The 19,766-nt window shown below is 72.3% G+C and carries 20 protein-coding genes; 7 read left to right on the top strand and 13 right to left on the bottom strand.

What is annotated here, in order from left to right; genetic code table 11:
* Positions 1 to 304 precede the first annotated feature (304 nt).
* The 6 genes from ACFV4F_RS16155 to ACFV4F_RS16130 all read right to left on the bottom strand — a co-directional run bounded on the left by ACFV4F_RS16155 (position 305) and on the right by ACFV4F_RS16130 (position 3,724).
* On the bottom strand, positions 305 to 601 hold the full coding sequence (locus tag ACFV4F_RS16155; RefSeq protein ID WP_380502965.1) for a putative quinol monooxygenase: 297 nt from the start codon (positions 599 to 601) through the stop codon (positions 305 to 307).
* 335 nt (positions 602 to 936) lie between these two features.
* On the bottom strand, positions 937 to 1,818 hold the full coding sequence (locus ACFV4F_RS16150) for a JmjC domain-containing protein (RefSeq protein ID WP_380502962.1): 882 nt from the start codon (positions 1,816 to 1,818) through the stop codon (positions 937 to 939).
* Between the two features lie 10 nt (positions 1,819 to 1,828).
* A complete protein-coding gene (locus ACFV4F_RS16145) occupies positions 1,829 to 2,134 on the bottom strand; it encodes a hypothetical protein (protein ID WP_380502959.1) in 306 nt (101 codons plus the stop codon).
* Positions 2,135 to 2,428: 294 nt separating this feature from the next.
* The gene (locus tag ACFV4F_RS16140) at positions 2,429 to 2,665 is read right to left on the bottom strand and encodes a DUF397 domain-containing protein (protein ID WP_380502957.1); all 237 of its coding nucleotides are present in this window, start codon (positions 2,663 to 2,665) and stop codon (positions 2,429 to 2,431) included.
* A gap of 114 nt (positions 2,666 to 2,779) precedes the next feature.
* Entirely contained in the window at positions 2,780 to 3,283 is a 504-nt protein-coding gene (locus ACFV4F_RS16135; RefSeq protein ID WP_380502954.1) for an NUDIX domain-containing protein, read from the bottom strand.
* Positions 3,284 to 3,484: 201 nt separating this feature from the next.
* Positions 3,485 to 3,724, bottom strand: a complete 240-nt coding sequence (locus ACFV4F_RS16130) for a hypothetical protein (RefSeq protein ID WP_380502951.1) — start codon at positions 3,722 to 3,724, stop codon at positions 3,485 to 3,487.
* 128 nt (positions 3,725 to 3,852) lie between these two features.
* Between ACFV4F_RS16130 and ACFV4F_RS16125 the strand changes: the two genes are divergently transcribed.
* From ACFV4F_RS16125 to ACFV4F_RS16110, 4 genes are all read left to right on the top strand, one after another.
* Entirely contained in the window at positions 3,853 to 4,680 is an 828-nt protein-coding gene (locus ACFV4F_RS16125; RefSeq protein WP_380502950.1) for a Scr1 family TA system antitoxin-like transcriptional regulator, read from the top strand.
* Complete coding sequence (locus tag ACFV4F_RS16120; RefSeq protein ID WP_380502948.1) at positions 4,677 to 4,874, top strand: DUF397 domain-containing protein; 198 nt, start codon at positions 4,677 to 4,679, stop codon at positions 4,872 to 4,874. The genes ACFV4F_RS16125 and ACFV4F_RS16120 overlap by 4 nt, the downstream gene beginning before the upstream one ends.
* A 108-nt stretch (positions 4,875 to 4,982) precedes the next feature.
* Positions 4,983 to 5,177: a DUF397 domain-containing protein gene (locus tag ACFV4F_RS16115; protein ID WP_380502946.1), complete on the top strand. Its 195-nt coding sequence runs from the start codon at positions 4,983 to 4,985 to the stop codon at positions 5,175 to 5,177.
* 146 nt (positions 5,178 to 5,323) lie between these two features.
* On the top strand, positions 5,324 to 6,175 hold the full coding sequence (locus tag ACFV4F_RS16110) for a hypothetical protein (protein ID WP_380502944.1): 852 nt from the start codon (positions 5,324 to 5,326) through the stop codon (positions 6,173 to 6,175).
* A gap of 623 nt (positions 6,176 to 6,798) precedes the next feature.
* Here ACFV4F_RS16110 and ACFV4F_RS16105 read toward each other — a convergent pair.
* Positions 6,799 to 7,560, bottom strand: a complete 762-nt coding sequence (locus ACFV4F_RS16105) for a 3-hydroxybutyrate dehydrogenase (protein WP_380437626.1) — start codon at positions 7,558 to 7,560, stop codon at positions 6,799 to 6,801.
* 309 nt (positions 7,561 to 7,869) lie between these two features.
* Between ACFV4F_RS16105 and ACFV4F_RS16100 the strand changes: the two genes are divergently transcribed.
* Entirely contained in the window at positions 7,870 to 9,771 is a 1,902-nt protein-coding gene (locus ACFV4F_RS16100) for a regulator (RefSeq protein ID WP_380437628.1), read from the top strand.
* Positions 9,772 to 9,905: 134 nt separating this feature from the next.
* Here ACFV4F_RS16100 and ACFV4F_RS16095 read toward each other — a convergent pair whose 3' ends face one another.
* The 3 genes from ACFV4F_RS16095 to ACFV4F_RS16085 all read right to left on the bottom strand — a co-directional run bounded on the left by ACFV4F_RS16095 (position 9,906) and on the right by ACFV4F_RS16085 (position 13,960).
* The gene (locus ACFV4F_RS16095) at positions 9,906 to 11,129 is read right to left on the bottom strand and encodes a cation:proton antiporter (RefSeq protein ID WP_380502942.1); all 1,224 of its coding nucleotides are present in this window, start codon (positions 11,127 to 11,129) and stop codon (positions 9,906 to 9,908) included.
* Positions 11,130 to 11,304: 175 nt separating this feature from the next.
* Positions 11,305 to 12,636 carry an NAD(P)/FAD-dependent oxidoreductase gene (locus ACFV4F_RS16090; RefSeq protein ID WP_380502939.1) on the bottom strand — a complete coding sequence of 444 codons (1,332 nt, stop codon included), beginning with the start codon at positions 12,634 to 12,636 and terminating at the stop codon, positions 11,305 to 11,307.
* A 409-nt stretch (positions 12,637 to 13,045) separates the two neighbouring features.
* The gene (locus tag ACFV4F_RS16085; RefSeq protein ID WP_380502937.1) at positions 13,046 to 13,960 is read right to left on the bottom strand and encodes a TIGR01777 family oxidoreductase; all 915 of its coding nucleotides are present in this window, start codon (positions 13,958 to 13,960) and stop codon (positions 13,046 to 13,048) included.
* 73 nt (positions 13,961 to 14,033) lie between these two features.
* On the opposite strand from ACFV4F_RS16085, the gene ACFV4F_RS16080 reads away from it, so the two are divergent.
* Together ACFV4F_RS16080 and ACFV4F_RS16075 are read left to right on the top strand one after the other, a co-directional pair.
* On the top strand, positions 14,034 to 14,531 hold the full coding sequence (locus tag ACFV4F_RS16080) for a GNAT family N-acetyltransferase (RefSeq protein ID WP_380437636.1): 498 nt from the start codon (positions 14,034 to 14,036) through the stop codon (positions 14,529 to 14,531).
* A gap of 119 nt (positions 14,532 to 14,650) precedes the next feature.
* Complete coding sequence (locus ACFV4F_RS16075) at positions 14,651 to 15,778, top strand: DUF2510 domain-containing protein (protein ID WP_380502934.1); 1,128 nt, start codon at positions 14,651 to 14,653, stop codon at positions 15,776 to 15,778.
* Between the two features lie 19 nt (positions 15,779 to 15,797).
* Here ACFV4F_RS16075 and ACFV4F_RS16070 read toward each other — a convergent pair whose 3' ends face one another.
* The 3 genes from ACFV4F_RS16070 to lpdA form a co-directional block, all read right to left on the bottom strand.
* Positions 15,798 to 16,313: a DUF4240 domain-containing protein gene (locus ACFV4F_RS16070; RefSeq protein WP_380437640.1), complete on the bottom strand. Its 516-nt coding sequence runs from the start codon at positions 16,311 to 16,313 to the stop codon at positions 15,798 to 15,800.
* 158 nt (positions 16,314 to 16,471) lie between these two features.
* Positions 16,472 to 18,244, bottom strand: coding sequence for a 2-oxoglutarate dehydrogenase, E2 component, dihydrolipoamide succinyltransferase (gene sucB, locus ACFV4F_RS16065; protein WP_380502931.1), 1,773 nt, complete (start codon positions 18,242 to 18,244; stop codon positions 16,472 to 16,474).
* Positions 18,245 to 18,323: 79 nt separating this feature from the next.
* Positions 18,324 to 19,712: a dihydrolipoyl dehydrogenase gene (lpdA, locus tag ACFV4F_RS16060; RefSeq protein ID WP_380437644.1), complete on the bottom strand. Its 1,389-nt coding sequence runs from the start codon at positions 19,710 to 19,712 to the stop codon at positions 18,324 to 18,326.
* Positions 19,713 to 19,766: the final 54 nt, after the last annotated feature.

Below are 19,766 nucleotides of genomic sequence, written 5' to 3'. Positions count from 1 at the left end.
CACTGCTTTTTGGGGGGGCCGGTACGTGTGGTAAAACCCCCCGGGGGCCCCCCCCGGGGTATCTCCGGGGGGGCAGGGGGCCCCCCCCCAAACCCCCCGCGGACATACGCGTCTACCCCCTGCCGGCGAACGCGGCAGGGGGTAGAGATCCGTCATCGCTCAGCCGCACAGGAAGTCGACCACGCCGACTTCCTGTGCGGGGTGATGTAGTCGGTGGCCGGGTAGTCGGTGACCATCTCGCGCGCGGCGCCCGGGATGTTGCCGAGGTTGTCGGCCCGCAGTTGCGCGGGGGCGCCGGACTCGTTCAGTTCGCCGTGCTGAGGATCCGAACCGACGGGGGCTCGGCCAGCAGATCGCCGACCTTCGCCAGTGAGTCCGCCAGGTGCGGGCTGGCCATGTGTGTATCGAACGCCGCGCGGGAGGCCCACTCCTCGATGACCACCCAGGAGTACGGATCCTCCGGGTCCACGTAGTTGTTGTACGAGAGACACCCGGGCTCGGCCCGGCTGGGCTCGATCATCGAGCGTGCCTGTGCGCGCATCTCGGCCTCCCGGCCGGGCTTGGCCTTCATCGTCACTATGACGCTGATGCTGCTCGACATGATCGTCCACCCGTTCTCTGCAGTCGCACTGCCGCTGACTTCCAAGATCGCCGAACATCGGCTCCACCCGGATTGTTCCCGGCTGCGCACCATCGGCGACGCGGCCGTCCATGGCCGGCCCGGCTCCAGTTCGCTTCACTCGCGGCGTTCATGGCGTGGGCCGATGGGGTGCGCTGTGCGTAGGAAGTCGGCCAGGCCGACTTCCTACGCGGACATGTGCCTCTGTCCCCTGCCGACGCTCGCGGCTGGGGGCAGAGATCCGCCATGGCGTAGTCGCAGGAAGTCGGGCAGGCCGACCTCCTGCGCAGGGGGAGGAGAGCGTTTCGGCGGGATGGTCAGGGCGTGCCGGTCAGTTGCGGGGCGATGCGGTCGGCGAGGCGGTCCAGGTCGAGGCCGGCCAGGTAGTCGGTGACCATCTCGCGCACGTTGCCCAAGGTGCTGCCGAGGTTGTCGGCGCGCAGCTGAGTAGGGGCGAGGCCCTCGCGGAAGGTGTCGTGGTCGAGTGCGGAGGCGATCAGTTGGTGGGCGAGGTCGAGTGGGGTCCGCTCGCGTAGGGCGAAGGTCAGGTGGAAGCTCGGTTCCTCGCCGGTGCAGACGGGGGCGTGGACCCATCCCCTTGGGATCACGAGGGTGGAGCCGGGCTCCAGGGTGTAGGTGGCGAACGGGTCGGTGGTGTCCCAGATCCGCTGCATCTCCCGCGTCCATTGGGTCGGGGAGCCGAGGTGGTCGTCCATCGGGTGCTGCACGGTCGGGGCCCACAGCGGCCAGCGCTTTCGCCCGGACATCTGGGCGACCAGGACGGTGGTCTGGTCCCAGTGGTGGGTCAGGCCGGTCTCCCCGGCGGGCGTGATGATCGCGGAGACGTACAGGGTGTAACCGGTCTCGGCCTGGACCCGGGCACAGAACTCGGCCAGGAACGGTGCGTTCCTCTGAATCTCGCGGAGGTTCACCGTGTGCCCCTCCTCGATGAGGCCGCGCAGTTTCCCGGAACGCATCTGGCCGTTCTCGGAGAAGCGTCCGGGGTGAACGGCCCGGCCGTTCTTGACTGCCGCAGTACGCGAGGGGGCGGTGAGACCGTGGTCGATGTACGCGTTCATCAGGTCCAAGGTGATGGCCTGGTCGAGTGCCGTGTGTTGGCGACGGTAGAGCCGTGGTTCGGTGGGGCAGGCGGCGAGCAGGTCACCGGCGTGGGTGCCGAGAAGCTCGTGCAGAGACAACGTCGTCTCCTCAGGACAATGGGCACTTGATGTCGGGGTGGAACGGCAGGGACGGGCAGCAGATCACGGCGGAGCTCGCGAACCGCAGGTCTTCGAGGTAGTGCGACCACACGACGTCCGAGCCGTGGAGCAGGGTGCGGTGAGCGCACTCCTGGTACCACTCCAGCGACGCGTAGGCCTGTTTTCCATCGGAGCGCCGCAGGGGCGGGAAGTGCTTGTAGACGCTGGTGAGCCAGTCGACGGCCGGGGGCGCGGTGGTCCAGGTGCGCTGGTCGAGGCCTTCGGGACGGCGCAGGAGGTAGTGGCCGGTCATCATGGGCGGAATGGTGCGTTGGGCGAAGGGCAGAAAGGTCTCCTGCGGGTGTGCGTTCATTCCGCTGGGGACGCGCAGGAGATTCATGTCCAGTGATGCGGGTCGGCGCAGGTATTCCAGCTCCATGAGCCTGCGGGATCCGACCCATGGGCCATAGCCGTGCCAGTGTCCATCGCGTTCGGCGAATGCCTCGGGAGTCATGGGTATCCTCCAAGGACTGGGTGGCCGCTCCCAATTAGGGTGGGAACGGCCACCCGGCTGTGCGTTGCGAGTTGATCGCCCAGGCGATCGGATCGATCAGATGGTGAGGCCTCGGCTCTGCGCCCACTGGACGACGAAGGTGTCGAGCTCGGTGCCGGTGTAGCGCAGCTGGAGGCCGGCGCCCTCGGGCTTGGTGTCGCCGAGCGCGAAGGCGTCGGCGACGCCCGTCAGCGGCGCGACGCTGACGCACGACTCGGCCTCGCTGTCGAGGTTGCCGCCGCACTGGGCGACCAACTCGCCGTCCAGCGCCAGCTCGTAGAGGTTCTTGGTCATGGTTCCTCTTCTCTAAGGGTGATGTCGAGCAGCCACGCGGAGAGCGCGCGGCCACCCGCTGCCGGGCCGCTGAGGCTGCCCGGAAGTCTTGGGCGGGAGGCCGGTGGTGTGTGATCAGCGGACCGGGACGGGGGTGCCGTGGAGGAGGAGGGGGCGGCCGGCGCCGTGTTCCCAGGCGTCCCAGGCGTCGTGGACGCGGAGGGCCTGGTTGGAGGGCATCACGGTGTCCAGTAGGTGGCGGGGGATCCACTGCAGGGCGCGGATGTTCGGCGGTGGGCGGTGCAGGTTGACGGCTTTGGCTTGCATGGGGGTTACGACGCCGCCCGCGTAGACGAAGTTGATTCCCTCGGGGTACTGGTGCCGGGCCACGTAGTCGACCGTGAGGATTGTTCGCAGGGGCAGGGCGAGCCCGGTTTCGGATTCGAGGTGGCGGCGGGCGGCGAGGTGGGGCAGTTCGTCGGCCTCGGCGCTGCCGCCGGGGAGCGTGTAGCCGTCCCGGTAGACGGGGTCGACGAGGAGGACGTGGAGTTCGTCCTGCCCGTCGGGGCTGTGGCGAAGGACGAAGACCTGCTGGCCCAGGCGTCGGGCGGGCGGCTTCCGCATGATGTCGTCGTTCAACGTTGCTCCTTGGGAGAGGAGTTGAGGGGTTGGCGCTCCCCGCCGGAGGAGGCTGCCGGCGGGGAGCGGTTCGGCTCGACAAGGGCTGTACGCCAACGCGCCCTTGGAGCCGGCTTCGCGCTGCGTGTTCTGCGGCAGCAAATCCGGCGGCGGCCAGGGAAGTTAGGTGGAGCGTGGCGAGCAGCAGGAGGCTGCTCGGGCTCACGGCGGCTCTTCCTGGAGCAGTCGACGGTGGGAGCGGGCGCCGGAGCCGGGGGCGATCTGGCGGGGGTTGAGGACGCTGACCAGGTCGGCCCGCGTGGTCCATTCGACGCCGCCGCCGACCGGACGGAGGTACATGATGCCGCCGCACTGCTCCATGAAGACCCCCTCGCGCGGCCGGCCGTCGCTGAGGTGTCCGCGGTCGATGACCACTTCGTGGGGGAGGGGGACTTCGGACATGGGGGTGCTCTTGTTCATTGGGGGGACTCCGATGTGTAGTGCGATGACTACCGGGAGTGCCCACTTTCCTCTACTCTTTGGAGGTGTTCAACCTTGCAAACGTGCTTGCCAAGTAAGGACATTGGCTCATGAACAAGTCTGAACTGGACCCCTCTGCCTCCCCTGAAGCAGAGTTCGGTGCCTTCCTGCGCGGCGAGCGTGAAGCGCGGGGCTGGAGGCAAGGGGACCTGGCGACGATGATCGGCTGTTCGCCAACCCACATCTCGCACTTGGAAACTGGTCATCGACGCCCAACTGCCCCGGTTGCAAGGAAACTTGACAAAGCTTTTGGACTGGACCGCGTCTTCAGCAATAAGGCGCACGCCGTCCAGTCTTCGACCCTTCTTGAAGGGTTCCCGGCGTACGTCGCCATGGAATCGAAGGCTCGGGAGCTGAGGTTGTTCACCCTGGGCATCGTGCCGAGCGTGCTCCAGACCACGGACTATGCACGAGCGATCGCGGTGGCGGCCGCTGAACGTGGCAGCATCACGGAGGACCAGGCCGCTGAAAGGGTGCGCTACCTTGAGCGCCGAAAGGCAAAGCTACACGGAGAGCCTTCGCAGGTGATCCATGTGGTCATGGACGAAAGCTGCGTTCGCCGACCGGTGGGTGGGCCAGCAGTTATGGCGGCCCAGTTTGACCATCTCCTGGCCTTCGCTCGCCTGCCTCACACCGTTCTTCAGGTCGCCCCGTACCGCATAGGTGAAGCTCGGGCCTTTGATCTTCCGGTCAACATCATCACGCTCGCAGACCGCTCGCTCATGTCCTACGCCGAGAGTGCCCAGCAAGGGAACCTTGAGCGGGACAGCGACGCCGTACAGCCGATGCTTTCGTCCTACTATCAGCTACAGGCTCGCTCGCTCTCGCAGGACGAGTCTGTGGCGCTGATCAGCCAGCTAAGAGAGGAACTACCGTGACCGCCGAACCTCAGTGGTTCAAGTCCAGTTACAGCAGCAACGGCGGCGACTGCATCGAGGTCGCGGTCAACGCCGTTCACACTGTTCCCGTTCGTGACTCCAAGGATCCCCAGGGCCCTGCGCTGGCCTTCCCTGCCGAGGCCTGGTCCGCTTTCGTTGTCGCCGTCCGCTCGGGGGAGTTCGGCGAGGTCTGAAGCCCCGCGTTGCCGGAAGCCCCTGCCCAGTTGGGCGGGGGCTTCTTGCTGCTTGACTGCCGCAGTCCGATGCTTGGTGGCGGTGATTCGCGAGCTACGGAGGAAACTATGGCGCCCTTTGAGTGGTTCAAGTCCACTTACAGCAGCAATGGCGGACAGTGCGTCGAGGTGTCCAGCAGGGTCCCTGGCGCGGTCCCTGTCCGCGACTCCAAGGACCCCGAGGGCCCCGTGCTGGCCTTCCCTGCCGACGCCTGGTCGGCCTTCCTCATCGCTCTCCGCTCGGGGGAGTTCGGCGAGATCTGACGCGGCGGGTTAGTGCGATAAGCACCCTTCCGGCGATGGGCAGTTGACCGACCACCCCGCGTGTTACGTTCCGAACCAAACAGCAAACAGGTGACCCCGGCAGCGCGCCAACGCTCCGGGGTCCGGCACCAGGAGTCAGAGCTCCCATGCGCATCCATCGTACCGAACAGGTACGGCACTTCACCGTGCTTCCCAACGCCGTCCTCCAGTACCGCAAGCTCAGCTACACCGCCCGCGGCCTCCTCGCGGACCTCCTCTCCCGCCCCGACGGCTGGCGCGAGGACGGCCGCCACATGGCCGCCACCAGCCCCCAAGGGCGCGGCGCCGTCCGCAACGCCCTCAAGGAGCTCACCGACGCCGGCTTCTACCGCGTCGAGACGATCCGCCTGCCCGACGGCACCCTCCGCAGCGAGTCCCACGTCTACGACACCCCCTGGTCCTCCCTGCCGGGTGCCACCCGTCCGGCGCCCGGTGGCCCGGCTGCCGGTCGCACAGGCAGCCCTCCCGTAAAGGACCGGCAGCAAGAACCCACCCTCCCCGCGAGCCCGGCTGCCGACGAGCAGACCCGACAGGCAGTGGCCGCCCTGTTCCGGGCGATCCGCCCCGAGCCTCGCCTGCGCCTCGGCCAAGCCGAAGCGGAGATGCTCGCACCCCTCGTCGCCCAGTGGCTGGAGCGCGGCAGCACCCCGAGCGACCTCGCCCAAGCCCTCCTCCCCGGCCTGCCGAACCCGATCCACTCCGCCGTAGCCGTGCTCCGCTACCGCCTGGAGCACAAGATGCCGCCCTGCCGAGCCCCGGAACGCCCGCCAGCACCCCGGTACGCCGAGTGCGCGGAATGCCGCGACCCCGTCCCCCGCCCGGGCCTCTGCCGCACCTGTAGCGGCCTTCGAGCGGTCGCCGTCAGCCATAGCGTCGGTGCCACTCGTGCCCGTACGGCACCGAGAAGCGCCCCCAGCGCGCCGCCCAGCCTCCGTCGGCCGGCAAGCTCGCGTCCGTGATGCGGGCGGCCGCCGACTCCGCTTCTGCGTAGGAAGTCGGCCGGACCGACTTCCTGTGTAGTGGGGCGCCGCGTTCAGTGTGCCGTCCGGCCGCTGTTGGCTGGCGGGCTCGCGTGCGTGATGGAGGCGGCGGGTGGCGGGCGGCCGCTGACTTTGCTTTTGCGTAGGAAGTCGGTCCGATCGACTTCCTGCGTAGTGGGGTGCCGCTGCGTTCAGTGTGCCGTCCGGCCGCTGTCGGCGGGCGGGCTCGCGTGGGTGATAGAGGTGGCGGGTGGGAGGGCGAGGACTGGCCTTCGTTTCTGCGTGGGAAGTCGGCTCGGTCGACTTCCTGTGCTGTGGGGGTGCGGCCGCGCTCAGTGCGCCGTCCGGCCGCTGTCGGCGGGCGGGCTCGCGTGGGTGATGGAGGCGGTGGGAGGGCGGGGGTGGCGGGCGGCCGCTGAGTTCCCTTCCGCGTAGGAAGTCGGTCCGGTCGACTTCCTGCGCAGTGGGGGTGCCGCTGCGTTCAGTGTGCCGCCCAGCCCCCGTCGGCTGGCGGGCTCGCGTCCGTGATGGAGGTGGCGGGTGGGAGGGCGAGGACTGGCCTTCGTTTCTGGACTTCCTGTGCAGCGGGAGCGCCGCCGCGCTCAGTGCGCCGTCCAGCCGCCGTCCACCGGCAGGCTCGCGCCCGTGATGTAGGAAGCAGCCGGCGTGCAGAGCCAGAGGGCCAGCGCGGCTACTTCGGAGGGCTCGATGAGCCGCTTGATAGCCGTGCGGTCGAGCATGATCCGCTCGACCACCTCCTCCTCCGGGATGCCATGCGCCTCCGCCTGGGCAGCGATCTGCTTCTCCACCAACGGAGTCCGGACGTACCCCGGGTTGATGCAGTTGCTCGTGACCCCGTACGGTGCCGCCTCCAGCGCGACCGTCTTGCTGAGCCCCTCCAACCCGTGCTTCGCCGTCACGTACGCGGACTTGAACGCGCTGGCCCGCAGGCCGTGGACGGACGACACGTTCACGACGCGGCCCCACCCCCGCGCGTACATGTGGGGCAGGGTGCGTCGCAGGATGCGGAACGGGGCCTCCACCATCACGCGTTGGATGAGGGAGAAGCGCTCGGGTGGGAACTCGTGGACGGGGGCGACGTGTTGGAGGCCGGCGTTGTTGACCACGATGTCGGCGTCGGCCGGCAGGGCGTCGACGGCCGCCGGGTCGGCGAGGTCCGCGACGACGGCGAGTCCGCCGATCCGGGCCGCGAGCTCCCGGGCCGGTTCGGCCGCCAGGTCGACGACGTAGACCCGGGCGCCGGCCCCGGCGAGGGCCTCGGCGCAGGCCCGGCCGATGCCCGAGGCGGCGCCGGTGACCAGGGCCGTGCGGCCGTCGAGCGGGCGGGCTGTAGTGGTGTCCATGGGCCAGAACGGTAGGAATCCGGCGGCTCGCCTCCCATGTGCCGGGGCACTACAGCATGCTGATGGACGGTGGTGGTCACCACTATGACGGTCGATCGACGGTTCGACCCTGGAAGTCCAAACCCATCCTGTCCCGGCTTCCCCACAATGGGCGCGGTTGCTTCACCCGTTCGGAGGATTGCTCGGTCAGATCCACCCATAGCGCCCGAATGCTCGCTACATTCACGCCGATTCCCGACAGGGGGCGCCGCCACAGGCAGCCGAAGCGCTGGTAGAGCCCGGTGCGGCGTCCGAGAGGTGTTGACTGATATGCCCCAACGGCCTGCAACCGACAGCCCGGCGTACGGACCGCTCGACCCGCTCGACCAGCACCGCGGTCCGGTCGGCCGGGCCCTTCCGGACGCCCCTGACGCCCTGACCGCCCACGCCCCGGCCGCCGACGAGCTGCGGCTGCCCGAGCAGGCCATGCCCGACCGGCACCAGCCCGCGACACCCACGGCCGTCGCGGGCACCGCGACGGCGACCGCCACGGCCACCGCGACCGCCACGGCCACCGCGACCGCCGCGACCGCCGCGCCCCCGGCACCCGCCGCCGGCCACCCTGGCGGCCACGCGGGCCACTCCGGTCCGGCCCCGCAGAACGGCCACCTGGCGGCGCTGATCGAGGAGGCCGGCTTCTCGCACGCCGGCCTGGCCCGCCGGGTCGACCAGCTCGGCCTGGAGCACGGCCTCGACCTGCGCTACGACAAGACCTCGGTCACCCGCTGGCTGCGCGGCCAGCAGCCGCGCGGCGCCACGCCCGCGCTGATCGCCGAGGTCTTCACCCGCCGCCTCGGCCGCCGCCTGACCGCCCAGGACCTCGGCCTGGACGCCTGCGCCCCGGTCTACGCGGGCCTGGAGTTCGCCGAGACACCGCAGGAGGCGGTGGACATCGTGGCGAGCATGTGGCGCAAGGACAACGGCCCGCAGTCCGAGCTGCGCCGGATCGCCTTCACCCCGGCCGGCCTGGTCGTCCCCAGCCGGGACTGGCTGATCGGCCGCACCGATGAGCGCGTCGCCCGGGACGGCTCCACGCTGGCCCGCCCGGACGCCGCCACCGGCCCACCGCCCGCGGGCCCGCCGACGGCCAACGCGCCCGGTGCGGCGGCCCTGGGCCCGGCACGCGGACCGGTCCCCGGCGGCCCAGGCCCGCGCCCGGCTGCCACGGCCGCCGCGCTCAGCCGCGTCCCCACCCAGAGCCGCCGCCCGCCCGCGGCCGTCGAGCCCCCGTACGCCGACCCGGCCCGCGAGCAGCGCCCCGCCCTGCGCGTCGGCCGCGGCGACATCGCCGCCATCCGGGCCGTCGGCGACCTCTTCCGCGCGCTCGACCACGCCTACGGCGGCGGCCACGCCCGCCAGGCGCTGGTGCGCTACCTGGAGAGCGAGGCCGAGCCGATGCTGCGCGGCCGCTACGGCGAGCAGATCGGCCGCGCCCTGTTCGGCGCGGTCGCCGACCTCACCAGGCTGGCCGGCTGGACGTCCTTCGACATCGCCGCCCACGGCCTCGCCCAGCGCTACTTCGTCCAGGCGCTGCGCCTGTCCCAGGCCGCGGGCGACCGCGCCCTCGGCGGCTACGTGCTGGTGACGATGAGCCAGCAGGCCGTCCACCTCGGCCACGGCCGGGAGGCGGTCCAGCTGGCCCGGGTCGCCCAGCAGGGCGTGGGCACCGCGGTGCCGCCCGTCGTCCAGTCGCTGCTGCACGCCGCCGAGGCGCGCGGGCACGGCCTGCTGGGCGACGTCCGGGCGTGCACCACGGCGCTCGTACGGTCCGAGCGCTCGCTGGCCGCGGCCCGGCCGGGCGATGAACTGCCCTCCTGGGCGCGGTACTTCGACGAGGCCCAGCTCTCCGATGAGTTCGCCCACTGCTACCGCGACCTCCAGCAGTGGCGCACCTCCGCCCAGCACGCCGAGAAGTCGCTGCGGCTGCGCTCGCCCGCGTACGCCCGCAGCCGGATCTTCTGCCGGCTGGTGCTCGCCACGGCGCGGCTCGGCATGGGCGACCTCGACGAGGCCTGCACGATGGCCACCGACGCGCTGCGGGCGGCGGGGGAGATGCGCTCGGCCCGCTCGCTGGAGTACGTCCGGGACTTCCACCGCCGCCTCACGCCCTACCGGGGCAGCCCGGTGGCGCGGGCGTTCGAGGAGACGGCCCGCCAGGCGGGGGTGATCTGACCCCAGCAGGCCGGACAACGGAGGCCGACGGATGCTAGGGCCGGGCGCACGACGACGCCCGGTCCGCACCGGCCCGGCCCGACCCGAAAGACGCCTGACCCGGCCCGACCCCAAAGACGAAAGGCGCCCCAGCCTCACCAGCTCTCGGCGCGCACCCGCGGTCGCCCCGCCTCCGGCGTCGGCGGCCGGACGTCGCCGCGCAGTCGCTGCGCGGCGAGCGGGAAGACGAGCACCGAGAGCATCCCCGCGCCGACCAGCGCGGCGGCCGTCGAGGACGGCATGTGCCCGGCCTCGACCTCGATCGTCGTGATCACCACGACCAGCGGCAGCGCCGTCGCGGCGTACAGCCCGAGCGCGCCGCGGTCGCGCCGCCCGAGCCCGGCCGGGGCGAGCAGCGCGGCAGGCGCCCCGCGCACCGCGAGCAGCAGCACCAGGAACACCGGGACGAGCAGCAGCGTGCCGGGGTCGTCCAGCAGCGCGTCCAGGGCGAAGTTCATCCCGCTGACCACGAAGAACACCGGTACCAGGAAGCCGAAGCCGATGCTCTCCAGCTTCGCCTCGATCACCTCCTCCTCGTGCGCCCGGACGCCGGAGAGCAGCATTCGGGAGACGATCCCGGCGGTGAACGCGCCGAGCAGCATGTCGAGGTCGAGCCAGATCGCCGCGGCGACCATCACCGCGAGCACCAGGATCACCGCGCGGATCGCGAACTGCCCGGACGTGCGCAGGGTGCGCTCGATCAGCCGGGTGACCCAGTCCGGCCGGGGCCGCTGCGCGCCGAGGACCGCGAAGGCGGTGATGACGGCGAAGGCGCCGAGGATGACGGCGGTCCGGGCGGGGGAGTTGCCGCTGAGCAGGACCGCGATCGCGATGATCGGCCCGAACTCGCCGACGGCGCCGGTGGCCATCACCAACGAGCCGAAGGGGGTGGGGAGTTCGCCCGAGTCGCGGAGGATCGGCAGGATCGTGCCGAGTGCGGTGGTGGTGAGCACCAGCCCGGCGAAGGCGCCGTCCAGCGGGTTCGGGTTGACCAGCGCGCCCACCCCGAGGCCGAGGACGACCGTCGCCAGCCACGCGGTGCCCGCCCGTTTCAGCGGGCCGCCGCGCAGCTTGGCGAAGTCGATCTCGTACCCGGCCAGGAACATCAGCATCGCGAGGCCGAACTGGGAGAGCGCGGTGACGAGGTCGTCGACGCGCGCCCAGTCCAGGACGTCCGGTCCGATCAGGACGCCGAGCACGATCTCGAACACGACGGTCGGGACGGCGATCCACCGCAGCAGCCGGTCGGCGAGCAGCGGCGCGGCCACCGCGGCGGCGGGGATCAGGATCAGCGTGAGCGGGTGGACGGCGGCGCTCACCGCGCGACCGGCCGCAGGGCCCGGGCGGCGGCGGGCGCCGCAACGGGCAAAACCCCACGAATAGCAGTCATAGCGGGCATAGCGGCATCCTGGCACGATGCCGGTCCGCCGTCCCGGCAGGCCGTCCGCGTGTTCCGGGCAGCCGTGACCGCCGTCCCGGCAGCCGTGACCGCCGTCAGGCCGCGGCCTCCGCCTCCCGCGCGGAGGCCGGCAGCCCGAGGTCGCGCAGCACGGCCCGCGCCGCCCGCCGTCCGGAGACCAGGGCGCCCTGCACGGAGCTGGTGTCCCGGTGGTCCCCGGCGACGTACAGCCCGGCGAGCACCCGGACCGGCCGCTGCGGGTTGTGCGGCGGCGGCATGGCGGGCAGCGCGTCGGGCAGGTGCCGGACGCTGAGGAACTGCCAGCCCCGGGTCGACGTCCCGTACAGCTCCGCGAGCCGGGCCCGGACGGCCGGTTCGAGCCCGGCCGGGCCGCCCGCGTCGAAGGCGCGCCGGCCGAGCACGGTGGTCGCGACGAGCGCCTGACCGGCCGGGGCGTACGAGGGGTCCAGTTCGCTGAGCACCAGCGAGTGCGAGACGAGCGGCGGCTGGCCGCCGGGCCGGTCGGCGTCCAGGAGGAGGACGGGTTCGTTCACCGGGGACCGGTCGGCGGCGTGGAAGAAGGTCGTGACGGGGTGGAAGTCCGGCAGCCGCAGTCCGGGCATGAGCTCGACGGCGGAGCGGGCGTCGGTGGCGATGACGACGGCCTGCGCGCCGATCCGGCCGTGCGCGGCGGTCTCGACGCCGTCGGCCGCGATCCCGGTGACCTCGATCCCGGTGCGCACGGTGCCGGCGGGCAGCGCGGCGGCCAGCTGGGCCGGCACGGTCGCGATGCCGCCGGCGGGCAGACAGAGCCGCCCGCGGGCGTAGGAGCGCAGGACCAGTTCGGCGATCCGGCTGCTGGTCCCGAGCGCCGGGTCGCTGAGCAGGGCGCTGAGCAGCGGCCGCAGGAAGCCGTCGACGGTGCGCGGGGCGAGCCCGTGGCCGGTGAACGCGCGGGCGGCGGTGGTCTCGGGGCGGGCGTGGATCCGCCCGGCCGGGGTGGCGGCGAGCCGGGCCAGGTAGCTGCCGAGGCGGGCCTTGTCCAACGGGCTGCCGAGCGGGGCCCGGACGGCGGCCTGCCGGGCGGTGGTGAGCTGAGGGTCCCCGGCGCGGTAGCGGCGGCCGGCGCTGTGCACGAGTACGCCGGGCGCGAGCGGGCGCAGTTCCAGGCGGTCGACGTCGAGCGCGCGGCGCAGTTCGGGGAACGCGGTGTTGAGCAGGTGGCTGCCGTCGTCGAGCCGGAATCCGTCCAGCTCGCGGGTGGCCATGCGGCCGCCGATCCGGTCGGCGCGTTCGAGGAGCTGAACGGTGAGGCCCTGGCCGGTGAGCGCGCGGGCGGCGGTCAGGCCCGCGAGGCCGCCGCCCACCACGACGACGTCCGGGTCGGACGGTCGGCGGGCGCGGCGGGTGAAGTCGTACGTGGGCACGGGCGTGCTCCCTCCCTGGTTCCCGGGGCTCCGGCCGACGCAGGCAGCGGGGTGCCGGGACACGGTCCGACGATGTGATGCCCAGTCAGTGTGAGCGTCAGACAAACGCATCGGGCCGGATCGGGTGCCGGGAAGGGCGTGGGCGGGGGCGCGGTCACGGACTGTGCGCCGTGGCGGCCGGGTTCGGGGGTCGGCGGGCGCGCACGGTCACCGGGGGCGTGCAACGCGCCCACCGCGTGCTCCCGTGCGCCCCCTGCCGGAGCCCCGTCCGACCCCCGCTCGGCATATGCCCGTGGCCAGCACGAATGCCGTACGCCCGGTACGTTTCCGGGCCCCGGGAACGCACGCCCGGCCCCGGTACGTTTCCGGGCCCCGGTCACGCACGCCCGGCCCCGGGACGGGAGGGCCGTCAGAGGGCCGCCCGCACCGCCGCGTCGACGTCCGTGTGCGTGAACTCGAAGCCGGCGTCGAGCAGTCGCCGGGGCACCACCCGGTGGCTGCCGACGACCTCGATCGCGAGCTCCCCGAGCACCGCCTTCAGCACCGCCTCCGGCACCGGGAACAGCGTCGGCCGGCTGAGCACGCGCCCGAGGGCCGCGGTCAGCTCGGCGTTGGTCGCCGGCTCCGGCGCGGTGAGGTTGAAGGCACCCGACAGGTCCTCCCGGTCGATCAGGAAGCGCAGCGCGGCGACCTCGTCGGCCAGCGAGATGTAGCTCCAGTACTGCCGCCCGTCGCCGAGCCGCCCGCCCAGGCCGAGCTTGAACAGCGGGAACAGCCGCCCGCCGGCCCCGCCGGCCGCGGACAGCACGAGCCCGGTGCGCGGGTGGACGACCCGGATCCCGGCGCGCTCGGCGGGCCGCGCGGCGGCCTCCCACTCCACGCACACCTCGGCGAGGAAGTCGTCGCCGAGGGGGGAGTCCTCGTCGATCACCCGGTCGCCGGTCTGCCCGTACACGCCGACCGCGGAGGCGCTGACGAAGACCTTCGGCGCTTCCTCGAGCTCGGCCAGCGCGACGGCGAGCGTCTCGGTGCCGAGCACCCGGCTCTCCCGGATCTCCCGCTTGTAGGCGTCCGTCCAGCGGTGGTCGCCGACCCCGGCGCCCGCCAGGTGCACGACGGCGTCGACGCCGGCCAGTCCGTCCCGGTCCACCTGGCCGAGCAGCGGGTTCCAGCCGATGGCCGTGGTGCCGTCGGGCTGCGGACCCGTCCTGGAGCGGTGCCGGACCAGCCGGACCACCTCGTGGCCGTCCGCCGTCAGGGAGCGGACGAGCGCCGAACCGATCAAACCCGTGGAGCCTGTGACAGCGATGCGCATGGGCCCCATCCTCCCAGTTCTTAACCCGTAGGCCCCTTTAACCGGGAGAACGGGGTGGACACCCCTCATTAGGCTGACACGCATGCACGATGACGATCTGATCATCCGACCGGCCAGGCCGGAGGACGAGCGCGAACTCGCCGCCCTCAACCGCGCCGCGTGGTCCCCCCTGTCCGAGGTCGCCCCGCAGCCGCCCGAGGAGGACGGCGTCTTCGACGAGCGGCACGCCCCGGAGCAGTACCTGCTCGCCCTCCTCGACGGCCGGATCGTCGGCTACATCCGCCCGGTCCCGGCCACCCCGCTCGCCAGCAACCGGCACGTCCGGCAGATCCAGGGCCTGGCCGTCGACGCCTCCGTGCGCGGCCGGGGCGTCGGCCGGAAGCTGGTCGAGGCCGCGTGCGCCGCGGCGCACGCCGAGGGCGCGCGCAAGATGACGCTGCGCGTCCTCGGCTGGAACACCCCGGCCCGGCGCCTCTACGAGAGCTGCGGCTTCGTCGTCGAGGGCTCGCTCGCCGAGGAGTTCCTGATCGACGGCTCGTACGTGGACGACATCTGGATGGCCCGCCGCCTCACCGGCTGAGCGCCCCGGCCGGTCGTTCGCCCACCACTCCTGACGGTGTGTCAGTTGTGAACGAGTGGTGCAGAGTCGTGACCGACCCGCGCTGTCTCGACCGCCGTCGTGCCGGGTACGGTACGCCCGTGAGCAACTCGACGCCTCCCGGGTGGTACCCGGTACCCGGTGCGGACGGCGCGCCCGGTCAGGAGCGCTGGTGGGACGGCAACGCCTGGACCTCCGAGGTGCGCCCGCTCCAGGGCGGCGCCGCCCAGGTCGCCGACGCGCCGACCCAGGGCTGGCAGCCGCCGGGGCCCTCGGCCCCGGCCGCCGGGTACGGCTACGGCGCCCCAGCCCCGGCCCCGCAGGACGCGCCGCCGCCCGGCTACGGCTACCCCGGCGGCCAGGCCCCCGGCTACGGCTACCCGGGCCAGGGCTACGGCGCCCCCGAGTACGGCCAGGGCTACGGGAACCAGGAGTACGGCCCGGCCTACCCCGGCGCCCAGCCGCCCGGCTACGGCTACCCGCCGCCGGCCCGCGGCGGAGGCGTGAAGCCGGGCGTCGTCATCGGCATCGCCGTCGCGGTCCTCGTCGTCGGTGCGGTGATCGCCGGCCTGACGCTCGCCGGCGGCTCCCCGTCGGCCGACCCGACCCCGAACCCGACGGTCACCGTCACCCGGAGCCAGGACCCGGCCCCCAGCCCGACCTACACGCTCCCCACCACCGTGCCGACCCCGACGCAGCAGGCGCCCAAGCCCGCGCCCGTCCTCAAGGGCACCGTGCCGGACGCCCAGCACGCCATCACCGTCCCGCTGTTCGACGGCTGGGAGGCGCAGACCAACAACACCAAGTCGACGGTCTACCTCGGCTCCGGCCGCTACACCTGCCCGGACGGGAACAACACCTGCATCCGCGGCCAGTTCGCGATCCAGAAGGACACCGTCCAGGGCGCCACCGCCAAGGCCGCCGCCGAGGCCGCGATGCCCGACTACGCGGCCGCGATCTTCACCGGGATCACCTCGCACACCGACTCGGGCTCGGCCTACGTCACCGTCGCCGGGGTGCTCGGCTACGCCTCCCGCTGGCACGTGCGCACCTCGGACGGCACCCAGGGCTACGTCCTGCTGGCCACCGTCCCGGCCAAGGGTGGCGGGTTCGTCGTGTTCGAGGGCGGCGTGGACGACGACCCGGCCGCGCCGGACGCCTCCGTCCTGGACCAGATCCTCCGGGGCATCAAGCAGGACGGCAGCGCCGGCACGGGCAGTACCACCTGACCCCCCGGAGGACGGCGCTCTAATCCCCGTAGCGCTCCCAGAGCTTGGGAAAGCGTTTCGCCATCGCGTCCGGGTCCTCGAAGTCCAGCGGCGTCCCCGCCGGACGGCCCGCCTGCCGCCCGCCCACCTCGGGCAGCGGCAGGCCGGTGAGCTGCTCGTAGGCCTCGTCGGCGGCGTAGCCGAGGTCCTCGGCCTCGCCGTCCTCCTCCTCGTCGAACTCGGGCAGGAGGTCGGCCAGGTCGTCCGGCTCGTGCAGCCCGCCCTCGAAGACGTCCCGGCCCTGGCCGATCAGCCAGCAGCGGAAGAAGTCGAAGGTGTCCTCGGAGGCGCCGTCGAGCAGCAGGTGGGCGGCGCCCCACAGGTCGTACCGGTAGGCGCGCTGGAAGCGGGCCTCGAAGAGCCGGCCGAAGTCGATGACGTCGTCCGGGGTCAGCTGGACGAGGTGCTCCACCAGCCGGTCGGCCTGCTCGTCGGGGTCGCCGTCGGCGGCCTCCCGGGTCTCGTCGATGATCTGCCAGAAGTCGGTCTCGTCCATCACCGCTCCAGCATCCCCGTTCGCCCGCCTCCGCGCATGCCATGGCCCGGCGAAACGCTGGTGACGCCCGGCGGAACGTTCGTCGGCGGCCGGGCCGGGAACGGCGGAACCCCGCGCCGTCCGGGGACGGTGCGGGGTTCCGCGGGGACCACGGGGGGTCAGAGGCCGAGCTCGACCTCGAACTCGCCGGCCTCCAGGATCTCCTTGACCGCGACCAGGTAGCGGGCGGCGTCGGCGCCGTCCACCAGGCGGTGGTCGTAGGAGAGCGACAGGTAGGTCATGTCGCGGATGCCGATGGCGGTGCCGCCGTCGGCCTCGATGACGACCGGGCGCTTGACGGTGGCGCCGATGCCCAGGATGGCGACCTGGTTCGGCGGCACGATCACGGTGTCGAACAGCGCACCGCGCGAGCCGGTGTTGCTGATGGTGAAGGTCGCACCGGACAGCTCGTCCGGGGTGATCTTGCTGTCGCGGACCTTGGTGGCCAGCTCGGCGGTCTTCTTCGAGATGCCGGCGATGTTGAGGTCGCCCGCACCCTTGATGACCGGGGTCATCAGACCCTTCTCGGAGTCCACCGCGATACCGATGTTCTCGGTGTCGAAGTAGGTGATGGTGCCCTCGGCCTCGTTGATCCGGGCGTTGATGGCCGCGTGGGCCTTCAGCGCCTGGGCGGCGGCCTTGACGAAGAACGGCATCGGGGACAGCTTGACGCCCTCGCGGGCGAGGAAGGAGTCCTTGGCCTTGCCGCGCAGCGACATGATCTTGGTGACGTCCACCTCGACCACGCTGGTCAGCTGGGCCTGCTCGTGCAGGGCCTTCAGCATGTTGTCGCCGATGACCTTGCGCATGCGGGTCATCTTGACCGTCTGGCCGCGCAGGGCGGACGGAGCGGCGGCGGCCTTCGGCGCGGCGGCCGGGGCGGCAGCGGCGACCGGAGCCGGCGCGGCCTTGGCGGCCTCGGCGGCGGCGATGACGTCCTGCTTGCGGATGCGGCCGCCGACACCGGTACCGGTGACGGCGGACAGCGCGACACCGTGCTCGGCGGCGAGCTTGCGCACCAGCGGGGTGACGTAGGCGTCACCGGCGTCGGCCACCGGGGCGGCCGGGGCGACCGGAGCCGGGGCGGCAACGGGGGCCGGGGCGGCGACCGGAGCCGGGGCAGCCGGAGCGGCAACGGGAGCCGGGGCGGCAACCGGAGCCGGGGCGGCGACCGGGGCCGGAGCAGCCGGAGCGGCGGCCGGAGCCGGGGCAGCCGGAGCAGCGACCGGAGCCGGGGCGGCAACCGGAGCCGGGGCGGCAGCAGCCGCACCCGGGGCGCCGATCAGCGCGAGCTGAGCGCCGACCTCGGCGGTCTCGTCCTCGCCGACCAGGATCTTGACGACGACGCCGGCGACCGGTGACGGGATCTCGGTGTCGACCTTGTCCGTGGAGACCTCGAGCAGCGGCTCGTCGACCTCGACGGTCTCACCCTCGGCCTTCAGCCAGCGGGTGACGGTGCCCTCGGTGACCGACTCGCCCAGCGCGGGCAGCACGACCGGGGTGGCGTCGCCGGCCGGAGCAGCCGGGGCGGCAACGGGGGCCGGGGCGGCAACGGGAGCCGGAGCGGCAACCGGAGCCGGGGCGGCGACCGGGGCCGGGGCGGCGGCGGGCGCGGCCGCGGCGGCCGGAGCAGCGGCGGGGACCGGGGCGCCGGAGCCGTCGTCGATGATCGCCAGCTCGGCGCCCACCTCGACGGTCTCGTCCTCGCCGACCTTGATCGAGGCCAGGATGCCGGAGGCCGGCGCCGGGATCTCGGTGTCGACCTTGTCGGTCGAGACCTCGAGCAGCGGCTCGTCGACCTCGACACGCTCACCCTCGGCCTTCAGCCAGCGGGTGACGGTGCCCTCGGAAACGCTCTCGCCCAGCGCGGGCAGTGTTACTGAGACCGCCATGGTTTCAGCGACTCCTATCAAGTCTTGCGTACGGGAGTACGGGAAGTACGGAAGTACCGGAACGGGGGTGGGGGCGTGATCAGTCGTGCGCGTGCAGCGGCTTGCCGGCCAGCGCCAGGTGCGCCTCGCCCAGGGCCTCGGACTGGGTCGGGTGCGCGTGGATCAGCTGCGCGACCTCGGCCGGCAGGGCCTCCCAGTTGTAGATCAGCTGGGCTTCGCCGACCTGCTCGCCCATGCGGGCGCCGACCATGTGGACGCCGACCACGGCGCCGTCCTTGACCTGGACGAGCTTGATCTCGCCGGCGGTCTTCAGGATCTTGCTCTTGCCGTTGCCGGCCAGGTTGTACTTGAGGGTGACGACCTTGTCCTTGCCGTACAGCTCGACGGCCTTGGCCTCGGAGATGCCGACGGAGGCCACCTCGGGGTTGGAGTACGTCACGCGCGGGACGCCGTCGTAGTCGATCGGCATCGGCTTCAGGCCGGCCAGGCGCTCGGCGACCAGGATGCCCTCGGCGAAGCCCACGTGGGCGAGCTGCAGGGTCGGGGCGAGGTCACCGACGGCCGAGATGGTGGGCACGTTGGTGCGCATGTACTCGTCGACGAGGACGTAGCCGCGGTCCATCGCGACGCCGTTCTCCTCGTAGCCGAGGCCGGCCGAGACCGGGCCGCGGCCGATGGCGACGAGCAGCAGGTCGGCGTCGATCTGCTTGCCGTTCTCGGTGGAGACGCGGACACCGGCCTCGGTGTACTCGACGCCCGAGAAGCGGGCCTTCAGCTCGAACTTGATGCCGCGCTTGCGGAACGCGCGCTCCAGCAGCTTCGAGGAGTTCTCGTCCTCCAGCGGGACGAGGTGCGGCAGCGCCTCGACGATGGTGACCTCGACGCCGAAGGACTTCCAGACCGAGGCGAACTCGACGCCGATGACGCCGCCGCCGAGGATGACGGCCGACTTCGGGATGCGGTCGAGCTTGAGCGCGTGGTCGGAGGAGATGACGCGGTCGCCGTCGATCTCCAGGCCCGGGATCGAGCGCGGCACGGAGCCGGTGGCGAGGACGATGTGGCGGCCCTCGATGCGCTGGCCGTTGACGTCCACCGAGGTCTGCGAGGAGAGCTTGCCCGCGCCCTGGATGAAGGTCACCTTGCGGGAGGCGACCAGGCCCTGGAGGCCCTTGTACAGGCCGGCGATGACGTCGTCCTTGTACTTGTGGACGCCGTTGATGTCGATGCCCTGGAAGGTGGCCAGCACGCCGAACTCGGCGGCCTCCTTCGTCTCGTCGGCGATCTCGGCCGCGTGCAGCAGCGCCTTGGTCGGAATGCAGCCGCGGTGCAGGCAGGTGCCGCCCAGCTCACCCTTCTCGACCAGGGCGACGCTCAGGCCCAGCTGAGCGGCGCGGAGCGCCGCGGCGTAACCGCCGCTTCCGCCTCCGAGAATGACTACGTCGAAAACGGTGCTGGCGTCGTTCGCCACGTCACGTCCTCCATGCAATGGGGTGGGTCGCCGGGCCGGTCGCGGTCCGGTGGG

The sequence above is a fragment of the Kitasatospora sp. NPDC059722 genome (assembly GCF_042733235.1).
Taxonomy (GTDB): domain Bacteria; phylum Actinomycetota; class Actinomycetes; order Streptomycetales; family Streptomycetaceae; genus Kitasatospora.
Note: the sequence above shows the minus strand (reverse complement) of the source record. Positions and strands in the feature narration are given on the sequence as shown.